Genomic DNA, 19737 nt, shown 5'->3' on the forward strand with positions numbered 1-19737 from the left:
GTCAATTAGCGGTTTTTCCAGGCATCCGAAGCTGGGGCCCTGCCCTTTTCATAAGGACGAAACAGGGTCATGTATAGGACACCGACGAGGATGACAATGGCACCGACAAGTGCGATGCCGTAGTTCACGTACCAGGGCGCATCTGGGGTACGCGGCCAGGACATATTGACGATGGCAAACATGCCGTAGCACAGGGCAGCGATGTTAACTACCCACCCCCAACGTCCCATGGTGAACTGGCCCTTGGGTCTCCACCCACGGATACGGGCGTACAACGCACCGCCAACAATCATCTGGAACGCCAGGTAGATACCAATGGCAGCAAAGCTCACCACCAGCGCAATAGCGTTCTGAAGGTAGAAGCCGACACACACAATGATCGCCGGCAGCACGCCACACACCACCAGGGCTGCGGTCGGGACGTGTGTCGTAGGCGAGAGTTTTTTCAGCAGATTACTTCCCATGAGCATTTCGTCTCGAGCATAGGCATAGAGCAGACGACTGGCAGATGCCTGCAAACTCAGCACGCAGGAAACAAACGAAACCGTAATCACCGCCATGACGACCCGAGAGCCAACAGGACCGAACGCCGCGCCGAATATCGTGGACATCGGGTCCTTGTCTTGTCCGGAAATAACTGCGGCCATGTCAGGCACTGCCAGGATCAATGCCAAAGCCGCAAAGATCGAGGCGGCGCCGCCGATCCAAATAGTCATCCGCATGGCCTTTGGAACCTGGCGGCTAGGATTTGGGGTTTCCTCGGCTACATCGCCGCAGGCTTCAAAGCCATAGTAGAGGAACATCCCCGCCAACGAGGCTGTAAGGAAGGCTGGCCAATAGGCCCCATCGATGGAAATGTCAAAAGTGTCAAACAAGACGCTCAAGGGCTGGTGGCGTTCGAAGATCAGTAGGTATCCACCGATCAACAAAGCCCCGACCAATTCGCAAAGAAAACCAAACATCGCTACCCGAGCTAACAGCTTGGTGCCACTGAGATTCAAGACCGTCGCCGTGGCCGTCAGAAATAGCGCGACCAACGTATTAGTCACCGGCGACGACTCGAAACCTAGAAGGTTAGCGATGTAGGGACCAGCACCCAGCGCGACGGCGGCAATGGTGACGCATAGAGAGATGGCATAGATCCACCCGACCATCCACGCCCACTTCTTGCCGACCAGACGACGGGCCCAAGGATAGACGCCACCGGAAATCGGGTATTGAGATACCACTTCGCAAAAAATCAGACACACCAGCATCTGGCCGAACCCCACCAGCAGATAGGACCAAAACATTGGTGGCCCGCCGGCGGCCAAGCACAGGCCGAACAAGGTGTAGACCCCTACCACCGGGGACAGATAGGTAAACCCAAGGGCAAAGTTTTGCCACAGACTCATACTACGTTCGAAATTCGAGGTGTACCCAAGAGCACGGAGTTGCTCCGCATCCTGGTCCACAGCCACATTAGGACTTACTGAGCTGTTCATTCCAACATCCTTCAAAAAGGAATTTGTTTTAGTAGGCGTTGATCGGACGGCGCAATTCCGCCCGTAGCGCAGTTAACGAGCGTTGCCTCAGAGTTGTATCCAGGTGGCCTTGATCTCGGTGTACTTATCAAAGGCATGCAGGGATTTATCACGACCATTACCGGACTGTTTAAAGCCGCCGAACGGCGCCATCATGTCACCGCCGTCATAGAGGTTGACCCAAACACTCCCGGCACGAAGTGCGCGGGCCATGTTGTGGGCTCTAGACAGGTCAGCCGTCCAAACGGCTGCTGCCAGTCCATAAGGGGTGTCATTGGCGATGCGTATCGCATCCTCGGCTTCGTCAAATTCGATCACTGACAGTACAGGACCAAAGATCTCTTCCCGGGCGATTTTCATCGAGTTGCTGACATTGTCGAACAGGGTCGGCTCGACATAACTGCCGCCGGTTTCTGCCAGTACCGCATGTCCACCCAGCAATAGCCGCGCACCTTGTACCTGACCCTCTTGGATGTACTGCAGCACCCCTTCCAGATGACGGCCGTCCACCAGTGCACCGACATTAGTATCAGGGTCGAGCGGATGTCCTGGCTTCCAGCCCTTCATGGCCTCGACAACCATTGGCACAAAACGCTCCTTGATTGACGCCTGCACGAGCAAACGTGAACCGGCGGTGCAAACCTCGCCCTGGTTGAAGGCGATGGCTGCCGCTGCAGCCTCGGCCGCCACCTGCAGATCAGGGGCATCGGCAAATACAATGTTGGGACTCTTGCCGCCGGCCTCGAGCCAGACCCGTTTCATGTTTGACTCACCCGCATAAACCAGTAATTGCTTGGCCACTTGGGTAGACCCGGTAAACGCCAAGGTATCAACGTCACCGTGCAAGGCCAACGCCTTGCCCACGGTGTTGCCATAGCCCGGCAGAACATTGAGGACACCCGCTGGCAGACCCGCCTCCAGAGCAAGCTGTGCGATGCGGATAGCGGTCAACGGAGAACGCTCCGAGGGTTTGAGGATCACTGAGTTACCGGCAGCCAGCGCCGGTCCCAGCTTCCAGGACGCCATCATCAGTGGGAAATTCCACGGCACGATAGTAGCGACCACCCCAACCGGCTCTCGGGTAACCAGCCCGAGCTGATCGACCGAGGTCGCTGCCACCTCATCGTAAATCTTGTCGATTGCCTCACCGCACCAGCGGATACTGTCAATGGTCCCCGGGAGGTCGACGGACAGCGCATCGGAGATCGGTTTGCCCATGTCCAATGTTTCCAGTAGAGCTAGCTCTTCGGCATGGGCCTGCAACAATTCGGAAAAACGCACCATTACTGCCTTGCGCATTGCAGGTGCTTGGTGTGACCAGACGCCGGACTCGAACGCCGAGCGGGCGCTGGCTACCGCCAAATCGGCATCCGCCGCATCGCAACTTGCGACCAGGGCAAGCACACGCCCGTCGATCGGACTTATGCACTCGAAGGTTGCACCTGAACTGGCCGACACATATTTGCCATTGATAAAGGCTCGCCCTTCGATGCTCAGCGCCTTGGCTCTGGCTTCCCACTCTGATCGGGTCAACTGACTCATGGTTAAAAGTGCTCCTGGGTTCGGATGGATGCGATCTCAAATCGCCTTAAACCTATGGAACCATATCTTTTAATCCATGAGAACCCCGAAAAAGCGGATTGAAGGTGATTTTTTTGACTTTTTATGCGTTAAAACTCTAGTATCACCATACGAACACGCACAAAAACAATATTAAATATGAAATAGAATTTTAAAAGAAACACACATCCGGACGCGCTTGACGCTACATCGGACTATTGCCACAGGCGTAAAACGGCGCCGCCCATGAATGAATCAACCATGAGCCCTACATCAAGCCTCATACGCCTTAACCAGGAAGGTAAAACGGAGTCTGTTACCCGTCGCCTGATAGAAATGATCGATCTGGGTTTGTTCACAGAAGGCGAACAGCTCCCCAATGAAAGTGTCCTGGCCACACAACTCGGCGTTGCAACGGTCACCCTGCGAGACGCGCTGGCGGTCTTGCGCGAGCGCGGGGTTATCGAAACCCGTCGCGGACGCAGCGGCGGGAGCTTCATCTGCGCCGCGCCGCAAACCTCAGATCAGTCTCTGTTCGATCAACTTCGTGAAATCAGCACGCTTGAACTGCGCGACCTCGCCGATGAACACGCTGCCATTTCAGGCGCGGCCGCCCGACTGGCGGCTCAGCGCGCCGGGCCTGAGCAACATGCAAGACTGAGCAGCTTTGTCGACGCTCTGGCCAACGCTAAAGAGCGGCGAGACCGCCGACGAGCCGACGCCAGATTCCATATCGAAATAGCCGTGGCAGCGCAGTCTGTGCGCCTGACGCACAGCGAAGCGCGCTTGCAGGCGGAACTTGGGGAACTGTTATGGCTGCAGTTTGCCGGTCAACCGGACCCACAGACCATCGAACGGGAACATAGGGCTATCCTGGAAGCCATCGTAGCGAACGACGCCAATCTGGCCGGCGCACTGGCAGAAGCACATGTAACACGAGGCGTTCGCCGCCTAAGCACCCTACGACTACAACAAATGGCAGAAGGCGACTTATGAATGGAACGAAACTTGCTGAATTACTCGCTCGCTATGCAGCTCGGCGTCGCATACCTCGTCGACTGCAGGCACCGCATTGTCTTCTCTGAGTCATGAGGTAGAGCCATGGCTAACGAAATGTCAGCAAACGAGTTGTCCCAATGTGCCACGTTGATCAACGCTTCCATTAGTAACGTATTCAAGGGGCTCAACGATATGAGCGCCCAAGTATTGAGCATTTGGGAACATCTGTGTTGCAAAACGAAGCGCCCCAGCCAAGGCGACCTCAAGCCATTGCTGCCGATAATCCGGCAAATCCTGAACTCGGAGAGCCTCAAGTTTCATGGCGCCGGAGTTGTCTTCGCTCCTGGTGAGCTGGAAGATCGCGAGATGCATCTGGAGTGGTGGTGCCGAACCCAAAAAGAAGAGATCCAGCCTCTGACGCTGAATTTTAATAGCCGTAGTGACCGTTTTTACGATTACCTGCACATGCCTTGGTACACCCGTCCTCAACAAACTCGGCAGCCCTCCATAGACGGCCCGTTTGTGGATTTGTACGGCACGGAGCAGTACATCGTTGCCTTCTCGGTTCCTATTTTTTTCGCAGATCGCTTCATTGGTGTAGCTGCGGCCGATATTTCTCTGCACTCCCTGGAACCCTTGCTCGTGCGCAGCCTTATGCGGGTCAGTAACGAGGCGTTGTTACTCAATGCCGAAGGTCGAGTGCTGGCGGCTAACACACCGAGTTGGCTGGCCGGTGATTTGATCCGAGGTACCCTGAGCCTGGACAACGAACAGGGTCGAGTCCTGAGTCTTATCGACACATCGTCATATTGGAGCGTCGTGGAGCGGCCTGTGCCAAGGTGTTGATCAAGACTCCATCTTCGTTTGAAGAACCAAATCTCAACCCATGCGCTTCAGGAAGAATCCCGTCGAATGAAAGCTCCTGCCATGGATGGCTGGAGGCCGCCATGCACTCCGCTACCGAAAGCAGCCCCACTTCGTTGAAAATCGCCCCCCCATCCAGCCGCCTATCCTGTCAGGCTATTGCACAAGAACCAACTCAACCGACTTGGCAAGGCTGTGTTCACTCGCCGCGGCACTGGAAGAACACCACCTCTAGACGGACTGTCATTTCCGTAGCCGCAGGTGGTCGCGCATTCACGAAACCGGGAACGAATCATTTTTCGAATAATGGATCCAGAGGGTTGTGCTCAAATCGAGGCCGCTGCGCTGAACATGAATACAGCTTTTGACCTGGAGGTTATCAAGCACGCTAGCTGTTTACTGCTGTGTAATCCAGAGAACCTGAAGAAGCCCGAACAACAGGTTCATCTAGAGGCATTGTGAGCCGGGTTCGTTGGTCAATGCACACCGGTCAATTAAAAGGAAGAAATCATGCTCATCAAACAGTAAGGTGTACGACTACCGGGACACGAACTCTTTTTCATGAAGATCAAGAGCGTCTTTCCCGGTAATCCGTGAAGAGTCATTTTTATTCACGAAACGAAGGTCGTGGCGCGACCAGTACCCTGCGCCGCGCCGATGACCGATGCGACGCTATCAGGAGTTGTGCGTGTAGCCCTCCCACTGATGCCACATGCTTTGGTTGACACCCAGGCCAAACCAGCGGTCTGTGTCGTCGAGCGCACGGCTGAAAATATCAACCACGAGCTGTATTTCTTCTTTCGTGGAAATCAACGGCGGGCAGAATGCGATCGAATCTCCCATCGCCCTTGTGATCATGCCGTACTCCTGCGCACGTCCCGCCAGATAGCGCCCCAGCTTCCCAACCGTATCCAGCGGCTCCTTTGTCCGACGATCCGCAACAAGCTCCACAGCTGCGATCAGTCCACAGCCCCTAACCTCCCCTACTAACGGATGATCAGTAAATTGAGCCAGTCCGGCTTGAAGTTGTTCGCCCAACTCGCAGGCGTGCTCGACAAGCCGCTCTTCTTGGATGATCTTTATGTTTTCCAGCGCAACTGCGGTCGCAACCGGATGGCCGCTGCCGGTGAACCCATGGCCCAGAGTACCGAAGGTGTGGCTCTGATCGGCGATCCCCTCGAAGACCTTATCGTTGATCAGGACTGCCGCGATCGGTTGATACGAAGAGGATAGTTGCTTGGAAACTACCATGACATCCGGCTTGATGCCGAAGGTTTCGCAGCCAAACATCTTGCCGGTACGACCGAAGCCACAAATGACTTCATCCGCGACGATCAGCACATCATATTTGCGGCACACCGCTTGAACCTTGTCCCAATAGGTGCGCGGAGGCACAATCACGCCGCCCGCCCCCATCAGCGGTTCGCCGTAAAAAGCAGCTACGGTTTCCGGCCCTTCCCGAAGGATGATATTTTCCAGTTCAGTTGCCAGGCGATCAGCAAATTGTTCATCGGTCTCGCCAGGTCTGGCATTGCGATAGTGGTGCGGACAGGCGACGTGATAGAAGCCAGGCAGCGGTACATCAAAGCCACGCTGGTTTGCCTGCAGCCCGGTCAGACTGGCGCTGACAGCAGTAATGCCGTGATACGCATTGTGACGGCTGATGAACTTCTTTTTGCCAGGCTTGCCAATGGCGTTATTGCGATACCAGATCATCTTGACGACAGTGTCGTTGGCTTCAGAGCCTGAGTTAGTGAAGAAGACTTTGCTCATCGGCACCGGGGCGATTTCGATCAACTTCTCGGCCAATTCGATACTGGGCGTGTGAGCCTTGTGACTGAAGAGGTGATAAAAGGGCAGTTTACGTAGCTGTTGCTCTGCCGCTTTGATCAAACGCTCATTACTGAAACCCAGCGCCACACTCCAAAGGCCTGACATCGCTTCAAGATAACGCTTGCCTTGGTTGTCATAGACGTAAACGCCTTCACCGCGCTCGATGATCAGCGGGCCTACTTCCTGGTGCAATCGTGCATCGGTGTAGGGGTGCAGTTGATGCTGAATATCCTTTTCGGCAAGAGAAAGATACGAGCGATTCATGTTAAGGAACTCCAGGGAATGACGGCCATATGGCGTTGGTGCAGGCTTTGGCGGGTGTTCATTTCCGCCCCTCTTGACGCTTGATGAGTGTCCATCGTGATTACACGCCGATGCAGAGGTATTTGATTTCCAGGTAGTCCTCAATGCCGTACTTGGAGCCTTCGCGGCCCAGGCCCGAGGCCTTGATGCCTCCGAATGGCGCCACTTCATTGGAGATGATCCCTGTGTTGATGCCGACGATGCCGTACTCCAGCGCCTCTCCCACGCGGAACACACGGCTCAGGTCGCGCGCATAAAAGTACGAGGCCAGGCCAAACTCGGTGTCATTGGCCATGGCGATCACATCGGCTTCATCCTTGAAGCGGAACAGCGGCGCCAGTGGGCCGAAGGTTTCCTCCTTGGCGACGGCGGCGTTGCACGGTACATCGACCAGCACGGTCGGCTCGAAGAAGGTCCCGCCCAAGGCATGCGGCTTGCCGCCGGCAACCACACGAGCGCCTTTGCTGACAGCGTCTTCAATGTGCTCCTGGACCTTGGCCATGGCTTTGGTGTCGATCAGGGGACCGGTGGTGATGCCGTTTTCCAGGCCATTACCAATGTTCAACGTGGCCACGGCCGCGGTGAGTTTTTCGACGAAGGCATCGTAGACACCATCCTGGATATACAGACGGTTGGCGCAGACGCAGGTCTGGCCATTGTTACGGTACTTGGAGACCAGCGCGCCCTCGACGGCGGCGTCCAGGTCGGCGTCATCGAACACGATGAAGGGGGCATTGCCCCCCAGTTCCAGCGAGACCTTCTTGATATCCTTGGCGCACTCGACCATCAACTGACGGCCGATTTCGGTGGAGCCGGTGAAGGTCAGCTTACGCACGAGCGGGTTACCGGTCAGCTCGCTGCCGACTTCGCCGGCACTGCCGGTGACCACGCTGAATACACCTTTCGGAATACCGGCGCGCTCGGCCAGCTCCGCCAAGGCCAGGGCCGAGTAAGGCGTTTGCGAAGCCGGCTTGAGGACCATGGTGCAGCCGGCGGCCAGGGCCGGACCGGCCTTTCGGGTGATCATCGCCGAAGGGAAGTTCCACGGAGTGATGGCGGCAGTGACACCTATTGGCTGCTTGAGCACCATCAGGCGCTTGTCGACCTGGTGACCGGGGATCATGTCGCCATACACGCGTTTGGCCTCTTCGCCGAACCACTCCAAAAAGGAGGCGGCGTAAGCGATTTCGCCACGGGACTCGGTCAGCGGCTTGCCTTGTTCGAGGGTCATCAGGCGGGCCAGGTCTTCCTGGTTGGCCATCATCAGATCGAACCACTTGCGCAGCTTGTTGGCGCGTTCCTTGGCGGTCAGGGCACGCCAGGCCGGCAGCGCCCTGTCGGCGGCTTCGATGGCGCGACGGGTTTCGGTCGCGCCCATCTTCGGCACAATGCCGATGATTTCACCGGTGGCCGGGTTGTTGACCTTAAGCGTTTGGCCATTGTCGGCATCTACCCAGACACCGTCGATATAGGCTTGCTGGCGGAACAGTTTCGGATCGTTGAGTTGCACGCGAAATTCCTCGTTAGCGGGTTACGACGGAGGCCGCCATCGGGGCGGTCCGAGTGGAGTTGGCGGAGGTGACAAAACTGACGCCTGTGCTGGCGAGCTGCTCGCGGACCTTATCGACGATGTATGCGCCGATCGGGATCGCGGAGGTCGCTGCGGGCGACGGGGCGTTGCAGACGCTGACGCTACGGGCGGTGTTGACGAACAGGAAGTCGTCGATCAACTTGCCGTCCAGCGAGACCGCCTGGGCGCGCACACCGGCCGGGTAAGTGGTGAGGTCGCTCTTGTTGATGCTCGGGCAGTACTTCTGTACTTCCTTCAGGTAGCCGCCCTTGAACAGTGAGTTTTTCATCTCGATCAGGCCGGGACGCAGGTTCTTCATCAGCACCTTGAGAATGCCCGGGGTGGTCAGGGTTTCGAACATGTCCGACAGCGAGAAATCGGTCTTGAGATAGCCTTCGCGCTTCATTGCCAGCACCGCGTTGGGGCCGACGGTGACGGTGCCGTCGATCATGCGGGTCAGGTGCACACCGAGAAATGGCATGGCCGGATCCGGGATCGGGTAAATCAGATGGTTGACGATCTGATTATGCTGTTTGGGCAGCAGGTAATACTCCCCGCGAAACGGGCAGATGATGAAGTTGGGCTTGATCCCGAGCATGCGCACCACGCGGTCAGCCATCAGGCCCGAGCAGGTGATCAGGAAACGCCCGTGGTGCTCCAGAGTGTCAGTGCGCACCACTACTTCATCCGGACGCTCGTCGATGGCAACCACTTCGCTGTTGTAGCGGATCTCGCCACCGGCGGCTTCGAATTCGCGGCCCATGGCCGCGGTGACCTCGGCGTAGTTCACGATGCCGCTCGAAGGCACGTAGATACCGCCCAGGCCGACGATATTCGGCTCGCGCTCGCGCAGCTCGGCGGCCGACAGCCATCCACGCCTCAGACCATTGGCTTCGGTGCGGTCCCACAACGCGCTCATGCGCTGCATTTCCAGCTCGTTGGTGGCCACCAGTAGCTTGCCGCACTCGTCGTAACGGATGCTGTGCTTGTCGCAGAAGGCCTTAGTGGCCTTGTTCCCTTCCAGGCAGAAACGTGCCTTCAGACTGCCGGGGGTGTAGTAAACACCGGCATGGATCACTCCACTGTTGTGGCCGGTCTGGTGCTTGGCCGGGCCGGACTCTTTCTCCAGCAGGAGGATTTGTGCGTCCGGGTAAACCTGGGTCAGTTGCATGGCCGTGGACATACCCACAATGCCGCCACCGATGATAATGAAGTCGTACGCAGCCATTAGCTTGCACCCACCTGAATTACGTTTTTGTTGGAAGCGCGACGAGGGCCACACGGGGTGGCCCTCGTCATTTCAGCTCTTGGCAAACCTTATTGGCCGCGTTGGTACATGGTCTTCTGGTAGCTGATGTATCCGCGCTGGCGCATCAACTCCCGACGCAGGCCCGGGTGGGCAGTAAAGCGGTCACGGCCGTGCAGCCAGAACATGTTGTTGACCAGCACAAAGCTGCCGACCGGCACCGGTATCGAAACCTTCTTATGGCTGCCTTCCAGGGATTCGCTCATGGCGGTCAGCCAGATGCCTTCCTCGAAGTCCTTGGGCTGCACAAACTGGTCGATGTAGCGCATGGTCGGGCGGCCTTCGGCGTCGTTGTCGAACACCGCGTGGAACACGTCTTCACGCACGTTCTTGCTCGGTGGCGCGGTAAAGCGCATTTCACGGCGGGCCAGCGGGTGTGTGTAGTAGTGATTCAGGTCTTCCCAGTCGTCCAAGTGCAAAAGCAGGGTGTTGCCGCCTTCCATGTTCTGCTCGTCGATCTTCATCATCAGCACATAGTCGGTGCGCTCCTGGACAAAAGTGCCGTCGTTGTGCAGTTCCATCACACGGTGTGGCTGGCGCAGGTAGCTGTCGGAATTGTCGGTGTTGACCACTGCAAAGCGCGCGTAGAACTGGCCGCTCATGGCATCGAAGTTGGAGCGACCGATCAGGTGCGCCACTGCCGAGGAAAACTTGACCATCTCATCAGCTTGGGTCAAGTCACACAGACCTTCAGGAGTGATCAGCATTCCGCCGGTGGCTCGGTCCAGGATGGTGTTGACCAGCACCGGGCGCAGGGTGCCTTCACACAGATCGTCAAGGATCTGACCGACGCGGAAGCGCAAGAACGACTTGTACTCCAGAGCCTGTACAGGCCACTCGGCAACAGCACTTACGAAGGCATCGACAGTTTCCTTGGCGAAGGTCAGCTCAAGCAGGCGAGGCGACTGTCTGGAAGGGGTGAGGGTGAAGCCCTTGCTCTCCGATGGCAGCGGCATCACAAGGTCCTGAATCTGAGTAAAGGCGTTCATGGCAATTCCTGGGTAGAAGGTAGTGATTAGCGCCATTCAGCATTGATCTGGATCCGGCGCAGATCAAAAATATCGCCACAAACTAATAATGTCTACATTTTTATTATTAAGCGACAAGACACAACTTTGTCTTATGTTTTTCGTATCACAGATGCTTGGGTATGATTAGACCTGTCGACTTCAGGAGCAGCACCTTTGGATAGCCTCGCCCCCAAGCAAAACTCTGCATTCAGCGGGTATGAGCGGCTCAAACAGGACATCATTCGTGGTGTCTTCAAGCCCGGAGAGAAGCTCCTCATGAGTGGCCTCAAGGAGCGTTACGACATGGGCGTTGGCCCACTGCGAGAAGCGCTTTCACAATTAGTGGCTGAGCACCTGGTAGTGGTGATCAGCCAGAAGGGCTACCGGGTCGCGCCCATGTCGCTGAAAGAAATGCAGGATATTTACGATGCCCGCGCCAACCTCGAGGCAATGATAGTAGGCTTGGCTATTGAGCGTGGTGACGACGGTTGGGAGGCGCAGATCCTTGCCCAGTCCCATAAGCTCTCGAAAGTTATGGACGTCAAAACCCGAGAGCAAGTCCTGGATGTATGGGACGAACGGCACAAGGCTTTCCACACCGCTATCGCCGTCGGTTGCGGCTCAAAGCATCTGTTACAGGCGCGCAGTTATCTGTTTGATCAGGCCGAACGCTACCGCCATCTTTGGCTGACCCAGACGGTTTTCTCCGAAGAGGCCCTGGCGTTGAAACGCAAGGAACATGCCGCGCTGGTTGAAGCTATTCTGGCGCGCGATGCACCACGGGCCAGCACCATGATGCGCACTCACCTGATGACGCCGGTACCGATCATCGCCGAGATCATGTTGGCGCAAGGAATGGGCAGCGCCGCGTGATTTTGAGGTTAAGCGGGTCAGCCTAAGCGAGCATGCCCGCCCTCTCTCGCTGAAGCATAGCCTTCAATATTGATAACAAACAGCTGGCGCGATTGAGCTCTAGGCTTGAGCGGTTCTCAGTCGCGCACATAGTTCGGACATTGTCTCCGCTACTGAGTGACGACAAGCTTCGGACAGTCGAAGACCAGTCAATGCTGTTGCAGTAAGCACGAGAGGCCATCGACAACCTTATGTCACTTTGGTACTCCGGTAATGCCCCCACTTTCGGAGAGGGAAACCGACCAAAGCCTTGGGATGGTCAACCAGCAAGCGATGGTGACACGCCAGGGCAAGCTCCAGCCCGCCTCCAAGGGTTAATCCATTTAGTGCCGCGACAAAGGGCTTACCGCCCGTTTCAATGCGACGAAACAGATGATTTTCACGATTGAATCGCAGTGCAGCTTCCCGGGTACTGACACCTTGTGCATATTCGTGTTCACGGCCTAGCACATAAAGAGTTAGGTGAAGACTCGTCAAGCATGTCTTTATGTGATACCTGCTAGCAGAAACACTGATTGGTTTGGAGGGCAAGTTTGGTCTTATCTTCCATTTCTAAAAAAGTATTACGGTGAATATAGCCTAAAAAAAACGTATCCGATGTTTAGAAAGATAAGATCAATTTAGTTAAACCCTACCGGACGCGAGAGCCATCATGATTAAGATTCTAGCCGCTGTACGCCGAAAACCCGGAATGACTCATGCTGAGTTTTTGAAATATATAGAGCACCAGCATGGAAAAATCGCTCAGGCTAAACCTTTAGGTGTCAAACGATACGTGCAAAATCACGTCATCGACTCTGCTTTCGGAGTTGACTCCGATATCTCTTACACACAAACATTTCACAGAGACTCCATCACGGAATTATTTTTTGACAATATGTCAGATTTAATTCACACCTTCAGCGATCCATACACCCAACAAACCACCGGGCCTGATGCAAAAAATTTCGCTGACCTGTCTAACCAAGCAGCTCAGTTGATGGATGACGTAGAGACATCCGATGCAGGTACTGCTCCCCTCAAATGGAAGGCGATCATCTTCATAAAAAAGAACCCAACTGTGAACCTTGATACCTTTTTCACAGCTTGGGATTCAGCACACGATGCTATCGCCAGTAAATACCCAAATTTCCAAAATGCGCTACGTAGGCATGTTCGTTCCAGATATCTCCCCGAAGGTGACAGAGTGACATCCTATTTCGGGCCAAACATAGCGGTATACGAAGGCGCTTCTAGCATGTGGTTTGAAAATGAAGCCGATCTTTTTATTTTTCGTCAGTATCAGAGATCACTGTTCCAACAGCTTTCTGACGAAGGGGTCGCGCTATCGTCAGAATCTTTTTTCGTATATGTCAAAGAGGTTGTAATTCTAGATCTGTGCCAGTAAAAACTTAATAAATGGGACGGCTGTTCTACATCACATCAGTGGTGGTTCTCCCCAAGTGCGTTTGCGTTCGGTGGCTCGCACTATAGACATTGGTACTGGGCACCGGATGTAGGACAGCTACTCATTGAAACTCAAGGACATTTATTATGCAGCAGGCGTGGATTTGATTCCGGAAGGGTTTCCCGGATTTACGGCAAGCAGGACTTCTGTTAAACCGACCACGACCAATCTTCGAACTGGATGTTGAAGCGATTCAAGGTCGCTTTTACACCTTCTTTTTCAGGGTGCATCGCTAGCCTCCCCCCATCCAGCCGAAGGGTCTCGATAACTCAGATAGGCTCAGCCAGCGTAGCAGTGGACTCTCGCATGATCTGAGCATGCTCTTCCTTGTCACCGCCACTTTTTTCTATTTCGCACAGACGTGCAGAATTCTCGACCACCAGTTGGCAACGCTCCCAACGCCGCGCTTCGAACCGGCTCAGGGCAACCTGTAGGTCGCTATCAGCGAACAGTTCTTCGGCGAGCACGATGGCGCTCTCAATTCCAATTCCAGCCCCGGAAGCCAGATGTGGCGTGGTGGCATGCACCGTATCCCCAATCATCACGATGCGGCCTTTATGCCATGGCAACGGTACCAACAGGTTGGCCAGCGGGCGATAGTCGATGTTGGCTCCCGGCTCGTACAGTTGCGGCACAAGCGTTTGCAGGATCGGGGCTGGGAACTCACCCAGAAGACGCGCCATTTCGCTTGCCCAATTGGCCGGATCAATCCACTCGGAAAACTCGCGGCTTTCCATGAGGAACATATACATATGCGTTGCGGAAATCGGATTGACGCCGACCTTGGTGCGTCCGAGCCAATGACTGGGACGTACGATTTCCTGCGGACGCTTCAGCACCGCACGCCAGACACTCTGGTGAATGGGTTTTGGCGATGGTGCTTCTGGAAACAACTCCTTTCGCATCCGCGAATGCACGCCATCGGCGGCAATGACCAGGTCGTAGAGCCCAGAGGTCCCGTCGGTGAAAGATACTTCAACGCCATCCTCATGCTCGATGATGCTGTCGAACGTAATGCCAAGGCGCACGTTAGTGCCCACTGCCCGCGTCTTATCGGCAAAAATTCGAGCCAGCACTGGGCGCAGGATGCCGCCACCACAGGGAATCTGTTTATTGCTGACTGGAGGTCGGAGCGCCAACTGCACGATCAGGTCGCCTGCTGGTGAAAATACATCGAAATCGGTCGACAAATACCCTTCGTTGGCCACCCGCTCAAGGATTCCGACCGTATCAAGCGCTCTCAACGTCGGCCCACTGAGCGTAATACCAGCCCCCAGAGGACACCACAAAGGATCTATTTCAACCAGATCTACTTCCACTCCCTGACGGGCAAGCTGGATAGCCGCTGTCATACCGGAAAACCCTCCTCCGATAACCAGGACCTTATTGACTGCTGCAATCATCACGCTCTCCTAATTATTCTTATTTCAATCGGGCTGACATTGCATTGCGCACCGACGAGTTCTGCAGCGCTATCGACTCAATGCCGCAGACTCATGAAATTCCGATTAACAATGCCGGATCAACGACGAGACTATCGAATCGGATATCAGCGCTGAAATCGCTTTCCACAATCCGAGGTATCGCTGGAGGTGATGGGTGTCGGAGGGTAAGCCTGTCCGATTGCTCGGGGTGTCTGCCTTTGCGGCAGAACCAGGTTTTGTCAGCCTGCGCGATAAGCAACCTCGCACCTATAAATACAGGAAACCGACGAAATGCGGCTCATATGAACCGCAATCCATCGGCCTCCGTCCGTGCTCGACTACATCATTTCAAACGCTTTCCAGGCCATCCCAGCAGAGGTATTTCACCTCAAGGAATTCGTCGATCCCAAGGTGAGATCCCTCTCGCCCAAGACCGCTCTGCTTCACGCCACCGAAGGGTGCGACCTCATTCGATATCAAACCGCAGTTGATCCCGACCATGCCTGACTCAATGCGTGCGGCGTTACGCCAGATGCGCGCCGCATCACAGCTGAACAGATAAGCGGCAAGGCCATACTCGCTGTCATTCGCCATCGTGATCGCCTCATCCTCACTCTCGAAACGCAACAGTGGCATGACCGGGCCGAAGATCTCCTCCTGCGCAATCCTCATCGTATGTGTGACATCCGCAAGCACCGTGGGCTGGAAGAACCCTCCCCCCATTGCATGACGGGCACCGCCGGACAACAGTCGGGCACCTTGCGCCAGCGCATCATCTACAAGCGCTTGGGATTTCTGCACCGCAGCTTCATCTATCAACGGCCCCACCTGTACACCGGGTTCCAGACCGTTCCCCACTTTAAGCCGTGCCACTCGCTCGACAATACGCTCGGCCAGTGCGTCATAAACCCCAGACTGCACCAACACCCGATTCGCGCCGATACATGACTGGCCGCCGTTGCGAAACTTGGCCAACATCACCCCGTCGGCGGCGGCATCAAGGTCAGCATCATCAAAAACAATGAAGGGCGCATTGCCACCCAACTCCATCGAGCATTTCTTGACGGTTTGCGCCGCTTGCGCCAACAGCAGCCGACCAACTTCAGTAGAGCCGGTAAACGTGAGCTTGCGCACCAACGGGTTGGCCGTGAGTTCGCCCGCGATGTCTCGGGTGTCATTACCGGTGATCACGCTGAAGACACCGGCGGGTACTCCAGCGCGCTGGGCTAGTTCGGCGAGCGCAAGCGCCGTCATCGGTGTCTGGCTTGCCGGTTTTACCACCATCGTGCAACCCGCTGCGAGCGCCGGAGCCGCCTTGCGGGTGATCATGGCGGCCGGGAAGTTCCACGGCGTGATTGCGGCGCAGACCCCGATGGGCTCGCGCAATGCGACGATACGCTGAGTTTCTCTCACGCCAGGGATCAGATCACCGCGCACTCGCGTGGCCTCTTCCGAAAACCATCGCACGAAGGAGGCGGCGTAATCGACTTCACCACGCGCCTCGTCCAGTGGCTTACCCTCCTCCAGGGTAATCAGCGTGGCAATATCCTCACGATGTTCGACCATCAACTCATACCAACGGCGCAACACCTCGCCACGGCGTTTCGCCGTCAAGCGTCGCCATGGACCAAAGGCCTCATGCGCAGCATCAATCGCACGGCGTACTTCGGGCGTGCGGCAGCGCGGCAGCTCGATGAGCACCGCTTGATCCGCCGGATTACGCAGCGTGTACTGACCGTGCGGCGTCTCGTTCAGCCACTCTCCACCGATGCAGGCTCCGGTACACCACAGCGTGGGATCTTTTAGTAAATGCTTCACTTTGCAATCCTCGTAATCAGCAAGGGTGACGCCCGATCATGAAGGCGCTGTCAGGATCCGAAGTCACCGGCAGACCCGCCGCAACCAGCCCTTGACGCAGAGACTTCATGAGGCGATCCGGCACACGCATCGCAGGGGCACGCAGTGGGCCGCCGTTGAATCCGGCCAGCCAGTCCTGGTATTTCCACATCGTGCGATTGAGCACCCCGGTACCGCCCGCATACGCCTGAGCGGCGGCGCCATTGGCAGTGCGCGCCGGATTGACCTTCCAATACAGTTCCATCGCCTCCTCGAACCGACCCGTGCGTGCCAGTTCGAAAGCTTTCGGGTAGTAGTCGCTCATCCAGGCGGTGTTGCTGGTGCCGGAAAACTGCAGCTTCATCAGGCTCATCAAGGGAATTGCATCGCCTTCGATCGGGCAACTGATCACGACCTGATCACGGAAGTGGTAGTACATCTCGCAAATTCCCGCCGGCAGCGGAAACCCTTGCTCCGACTTGATGGCCGCGATATTTGGACAATCGGCCAACAGACGACGGACCAACTCCAGCGACATACCCGCCGGATGCACGCGTTCAAAGCCCCATAGCGGAATCGGGAACAACATGACGGCAAGGTCCGTCGCGTCGCAGAATGACTTGGTGTAGTCGTAGATTTCCTGCTCGCTGGTCGGCCAGAACTGCGGTGGATAGGAGAGCAGGACGATGTCGGCACCGGCTTTCTCGGCGAGTTTCACCGCCTCGATGTTCTCCGCAAGCGTGCCAAAAGCCGCGTGGAAGAACAGGATCAGGTTTTTCCCCGACTCACGAGCCCAGGCGGTAAATTGAGCGTTTTCCTGTGCAGAGATCGCAAGCTCACTGCACAGCAATGTGCTGCTGTAACCCAGTCCAACCGTATGTTCGATGTCGTGGCGTATGCCACGCTCATTGAGACGCTTCAGATCAGCACTGAAGCTTGGGATGGTGACAGCCGAGCAGCCCACCAGGTTTTCACGCGCCCAGGCACGGGCATCAGCTTTCTTGTAAGTGGCCATGATGACTTCCTTCAAACAGTGGAGGGTTTATTTCGAGACAGGGACAATGCTGACAGGCAGCTCGATACCGAGGCCTTGTTGCTTGGCGCGCTCGTACAGCGCTTGTGCAATGACGACATCCTGCAGAGCCGAGCCAACCGACTTGTAGAGGACGATGTCGCTTTCGTTCCGACGCGGATAGACACGACCCGCTACCAGATCCGCCAGCGGTACTAATTTCTCGGCGACATTAATGCCAGCACTGATCGCAGCAATCGCGTCGCCAGTATCGTGAAGCACCTCCTGCGGCATATCAGCGACGATGCAGACGGCGCGATCCATCGTGACCGGGTCAACCTCCCTTTGCTCAGGCAAGGTGGAACCCAGTGACACGACCGTTACGCCCGCAGGAAGCCACGCCCCTTGCAATACGGGAGACTCGTCACGGCTGCGTGCGGCACAAATCACTACATCGCAGTCCTGTACCGCCTCATGCGCACTGTTCACCGCTTGTATATCCAGCGCAGGCCTGAAGCTTTCGGCAAAGCGCTCACGGCTCACGGGCGTTGGGCTGAACACCCGCACATGGGCCACATCCCGCACATCCTTAAGGCAGTCAAGCGCGCCACGCGCTTCAAACCCCGCACCAATCACGCCAACCCGCAGTGCCCGCTGAGGCGCCAGTAGATCTACCGCCAGTGCGGCCGTTGCAGCGGTGCGTAAACCCGTCACCCGGTTGCCATCGATCAATGCGCTAAGCGTCATGGTTTGCTGATTGAACAATGCAATCAGATAGCTGGCGCAACGAGCCCTCATGGAGGCCGCAATCAACTTGCATCCCATATGGCCGCCAGCGGGTGGCACAGCGGTCAAACTGCGCAGCCAGATACCGTCTCCCCGCGCCATGGATCGAGGCGGCACCATGGCATCCGATGTGGGGCAGGCATAAGCCTCGGCGAGCGCGGCAACGGCTGCGCGCCAGTCAACGAGCGAGGCAATATCAGCGTCACTGAGAAAGAGCGTCGGGGTAATTACTTGGGGCACTTGGGAGTCATGCATTTCACTAACCTCGCAATCGGGTATCAGCCATTGATTGACTGACACCCTACGAGGCGCGCACCACGCCGGATACTGCTCGGAGTCGAAAGCAGCTATCGCTCAAATCGATGGCATGGCCAGATTACAGATCAACCGTCGTACCTCACGGGAGGCACGGGTCACAGGACGGCGGGGAGAGTCGACAAGCACGACAAAGCGCTCAAGAACGGGCTCGACAATGCGCGATGACATCAGTCGTTGATCCAGCGAGCCCGGTAGCACCGAGGCAATCGCATAGCCTCCGCCCGCCGCAACGACCTCGTACTGGAGCTGGACGGAGTCGGCTTCTACGGCCACGCACAACTCCATGGAATGCTCGATCGCCAGGTGATCGAGCCTGGCTCTCAGCAGATGGGGACGCCCCGGTACCACCAGTGGCAATCCGGATAACTGCTTTAATGCGATATCTCGCTTACCGAAGACTGGATCGGTGGCGGGCCCTACCAAATGCAGAGGCAGCCTGGCCAGTAAATACGCCTCACCGATGCTTGCTTCATTCTCGCGCAGTACCAATGCCATATCGAGACGACCATCATGCAACTGCTCTTCGAGTTGAGCACTCGCGCCCTCGATCAGGTGTAATCGCACACCCGGCATCTGCGCTTGCACTGCCGCAAAAAGCGTACCGGCAAACCGACGTACCGCAGAAGGCAGCATCCCTACGACCACCTCCCCCACCGGTTTTCCACGCCGGTTACGAATGTCATCGGCCAGGCCTTCAGCGTCGGCGAGAAGACTCGATACACAAGGCAGCAAGTGCTCCCCAAACTCAGTCAGGACCACCCCACGTCCGGTACGATGAAACAGTCGCTCGCCACATTGCGTTTCGAGCTGAGCAATATTTCGACTCACCATGGACTGAGGCATATCCAGTAAAACAGCCGCTTTACTGAGACTTCCAGCTGCTGCGACCCGTACGAACAATATCCATCGAGGATCGACAATCGTCAAAGCAGTGGCCGCAGGCTGCGCTGTGGGGTCGAGCACATGGGCATCCTGAAAGTTCTTATTGTTGTGCATATCATCCGTTCCCCGGTTCGTCTCGAGATCCAGACGTC

At 56.3% G+C, this 19737-nt stretch carries 16 protein-coding genes; 4 read left to right on the forward strand and 12 right to left on the reverse strand.

Annotation, left to right across the window (positions count from 1 at the left end; translation table 11 throughout):
* Nucleotides 1-5: 5 nt before the first annotated feature.
* Both ACCC96_RS08135 and ACCC96_RS08140 read right to left on the reverse strand, forming a co-directional pair.
* Nucleotides 6-1484: an APC family permease gene (locus ACCC96_RS08135; protein WP_413695467.1), complete on the reverse strand. Its 1479-nt coding sequence runs from the start codon at nucleotides 1482-1484 to the stop codon at nucleotides 6-8.
* A gap of 87 nt (nucleotides 1485-1571) precedes the next feature.
* On the reverse strand, nucleotides 1572-3065 hold the full coding sequence (locus tag ACCC96_RS08140) for an aldehyde dehydrogenase (protein ID WP_413695468.1): 1494 nt from the start codon (nucleotides 3063-3065) through the stop codon (nucleotides 1572-1574).
* A 279-nt stretch (nucleotides 3066-3344) separates the two neighbouring features.
* Between ACCC96_RS08140 and ACCC96_RS08145 the strand changes: the two genes are divergently transcribed.
* Together ACCC96_RS08145 and ACCC96_RS08150 are read left to right on the forward strand one after the other, a co-directional pair.
* Nucleotides 3345-4079: a FadR/GntR family transcriptional regulator gene (locus ACCC96_RS08145; RefSeq protein WP_413695559.1), complete on the forward strand. Its 735-nt coding sequence runs from the start codon at nucleotides 3345-3347 to the stop codon at nucleotides 4077-4079.
* Between the two features lie 105 nt (nucleotides 4080-4184).
* Nucleotides 4185-4928: a histidine kinase gene (locus ACCC96_RS08150; RefSeq protein ID WP_413695469.1), complete on the forward strand. Its 744-nt coding sequence runs from the start codon at nucleotides 4185-4187 to the stop codon at nucleotides 4926-4928.
* A 693-nt stretch (nucleotides 4929-5621) separates the two neighbouring features.
* Here ACCC96_RS08150 and ACCC96_RS08155 read toward each other — a convergent pair.
* The 4 genes from ACCC96_RS08155 to glaH all read right to left on the reverse strand — a co-directional run bounded on the left by ACCC96_RS08155 (nucleotide 5622) and on the right by glaH (nucleotide 10947).
* Nucleotides 5622-7043 carry an aspartate aminotransferase family protein gene (locus ACCC96_RS08155; RefSeq protein WP_413695470.1) on the reverse strand — a complete coding sequence of 474 codons (1422 nt, stop codon included), beginning with the start codon at nucleotides 7041-7043 and terminating at the stop codon, nucleotides 5622-5624.
* Between the two features lie 100 nt (nucleotides 7044-7143).
* A complete protein-coding gene (gene gabD, locus ACCC96_RS08160; protein WP_413695471.1) occupies nucleotides 7144-8592 on the reverse strand; it encodes an NADP-dependent succinate-semialdehyde dehydrogenase in 1449 nt (482 codons plus the stop codon).
* A 13-nt stretch (nucleotides 8593-8605) separates the two neighbouring features.
* On the reverse strand, nucleotides 8606-9880 hold the full coding sequence (gene lhgO / locus ACCC96_RS08165; protein ID WP_413695472.1) for an L-2-hydroxyglutarate oxidase: 1275 nt from the start codon (nucleotides 9878-9880) through the stop codon (nucleotides 8606-8608).
* A gap of 89 nt (nucleotides 9881-9969) precedes the next feature.
* Nucleotides 9970-10947, reverse strand: a complete 978-nt coding sequence (glaH, locus tag ACCC96_RS08170) for a glutarate dioxygenase GlaH (protein ID WP_413695473.1) — start codon at nucleotides 10945-10947, stop codon at nucleotides 9970-9972.
* Between the two features lie 195 nt (nucleotides 10948-11142).
* On the opposite strand from glaH, the gene csiR reads away from it, so the two are divergent.
* Nucleotides 11143-11841 carry a DNA-binding transcriptional regulator CsiR gene (gene csiR / locus ACCC96_RS08175; RefSeq protein WP_413695474.1) on the forward strand — a complete coding sequence of 233 codons (699 nt, stop codon included), beginning with the start codon at nucleotides 11143-11145 and terminating at the stop codon, nucleotides 11839-11841.
* A gap of 228 nt (nucleotides 11842-12069) precedes the next feature.
* On the opposite strand, the gene ACCC96_RS08180 is transcribed toward csiR, so the two are convergent.
* Entirely contained in the window at nucleotides 12070-12330 is a 261-nt protein-coding gene (locus tag ACCC96_RS08180) for an enoyl-CoA hydratase-related protein (RefSeq protein ID WP_413695560.1), read from the reverse strand.
* Between the two features lie 202 nt (nucleotides 12331-12532).
* Between ACCC96_RS08180 and ACCC96_RS08185 the strand changes: the two genes are divergently transcribed.
* Nucleotides 12533-13267: an EthD domain-containing protein gene (locus ACCC96_RS08185; RefSeq protein WP_413695475.1), complete on the forward strand. Its 735-nt coding sequence runs from the start codon at nucleotides 12533-12535 to the stop codon at nucleotides 13265-13267.
* 329 nt (nucleotides 13268-13596) lie between these two features.
* On the opposite strand, the gene ACCC96_RS08190 is transcribed toward ACCC96_RS08185, so the two are convergent.
* The 5 genes from ACCC96_RS08190 to ACCC96_RS08210 form a co-directional block, all read right to left on the reverse strand.
* The gene (locus ACCC96_RS08190) at nucleotides 13597-14730 is read right to left on the reverse strand and encodes an FAD-dependent oxidoreductase (protein WP_413695476.1); all 1134 of its coding nucleotides are present in this window, start codon (nucleotides 14728-14730) and stop codon (nucleotides 13597-13599) included.
* A 369-nt stretch (nucleotides 14731-15099) separates the two neighbouring features.
* The gene (locus ACCC96_RS08195) at nucleotides 15100-16569 is read right to left on the reverse strand and encodes an NAD-dependent succinate-semialdehyde dehydrogenase (protein WP_413695477.1); all 1470 of its coding nucleotides are present in this window, start codon (nucleotides 16567-16569) and stop codon (nucleotides 15100-15102) included.
* A 16-nt stretch (nucleotides 16570-16585) separates the two neighbouring features.
* Nucleotides 16586-17602, reverse strand: coding sequence for a dihydrodipicolinate synthase family protein (locus ACCC96_RS08200; RefSeq protein ID WP_413695478.1), 1017 nt, complete (start codon nucleotides 17600-17602; stop codon nucleotides 16586-16588).
* 27 nt (nucleotides 17603-17629) lie between these two features.
* A complete protein-coding gene (locus ACCC96_RS08205) occupies nucleotides 17630-18640 on the reverse strand; it encodes an ornithine cyclodeaminase family protein (RefSeq protein WP_413695479.1) in 1011 nt (336 codons plus the stop codon).
* 99 nt (nucleotides 18641-18739) lie between these two features.
* Nucleotides 18740-19699 carry a LysR family transcriptional regulator gene (locus ACCC96_RS08210; RefSeq protein ID WP_413695480.1) on the reverse strand — a complete coding sequence of 320 codons (960 nt, stop codon included), beginning with the start codon at nucleotides 19697-19699 and terminating at the stop codon, nucleotides 18740-18742.
* Nucleotides 19700-19737: the final 38 nt, after the last annotated feature.

Source organism: Pseudomonas sp. Pseusp11 (genome assembly GCF_047304405.1).
Lineage (GTDB): Bacteria > Pseudomonadota > Gammaproteobacteria > Pseudomonadales > Pseudomonadaceae > Aquipseudomonas.

Excerpts from the sequence above, each read along its gene's own strand:
- ACCC96_RS08135 (WP_413695467.1), bottom strand. The coding sequence starts at position 1,484 with ATGAACAGCTCAGTAAGTCCTAATGTGGCTGTGGACCAGGATGCGGAG.
- ACCC96_RS08140 (WP_413695468.1), bottom strand. The coding sequence starts at position 3,065 with ATGAGTCAGTTGACCCGATCAGAGTGGGAAGCCAGAGCCAAGGCGCTG.
- ACCC96_RS08145 (WP_413695559.1), top strand. The coding sequence starts at position 3,345 with ATGAGCCCTACATCAAGCCTCATACGCCTTAACCAGGAAGGTAAAACG.
- ACCC96_RS08150 (WP_413695469.1), top strand. The coding sequence starts at position 4,185 with ATGGCTAACGAAATGTCAGCAAACGAGTTGTCCCAATGTGCCACGTTG.
- ACCC96_RS08155 (WP_413695470.1), bottom strand. The coding sequence starts at position 7,043 with ATGAATCGCTCGTATCTTTCTCTTGCCGAAAAGGATATTCAGCATCAA.
- lhgO (WP_413695472.1), bottom strand. The coding sequence starts at position 9,880 with ATGGCTGCGTACGACTTCATTATCATCGGTGGCGGCATTGTGGGTATG.
- glaH (WP_413695473.1), bottom strand. The coding sequence starts at position 10,947 with ATGAACGCCTTTACTCAGATTCAGGACCTTGTGATGCCGCTGCCATCG.
- ACCC96_RS08185 (WP_413695475.1), top strand. The coding sequence starts at position 12,533 with ATGATTAAGATTCTAGCCGCTGTACGCCGAAAACCCGGAATGACTCAT.
- ACCC96_RS08190 (WP_413695476.1), bottom strand. The coding sequence starts at position 14,730 with ATGATTGCAGCAGTCAATAAGGTCCTGGTTATCGGAGGAGGGTTTTCC.
- ACCC96_RS08200 (WP_413695478.1), bottom strand. The coding sequence starts at position 17,602 with ATGGCCACTTACAAGAAAGCTGATGCCCGTGCCTGGGCGCGTGAAAAC.
- ACCC96_RS08205 (WP_413695479.1), bottom strand. The coding sequence starts at position 18,640 with ATGCATGACTCCCAAGTGCCCCAAGTAATTACCCCGACGCTCTTTCTC.
- ACCC96_RS08210 (WP_413695480.1), bottom strand. The coding sequence starts at position 19,699 with ATGCACAACAATAAGAACTTTCAGGATGCCCATGTGCTCGACCCCACA.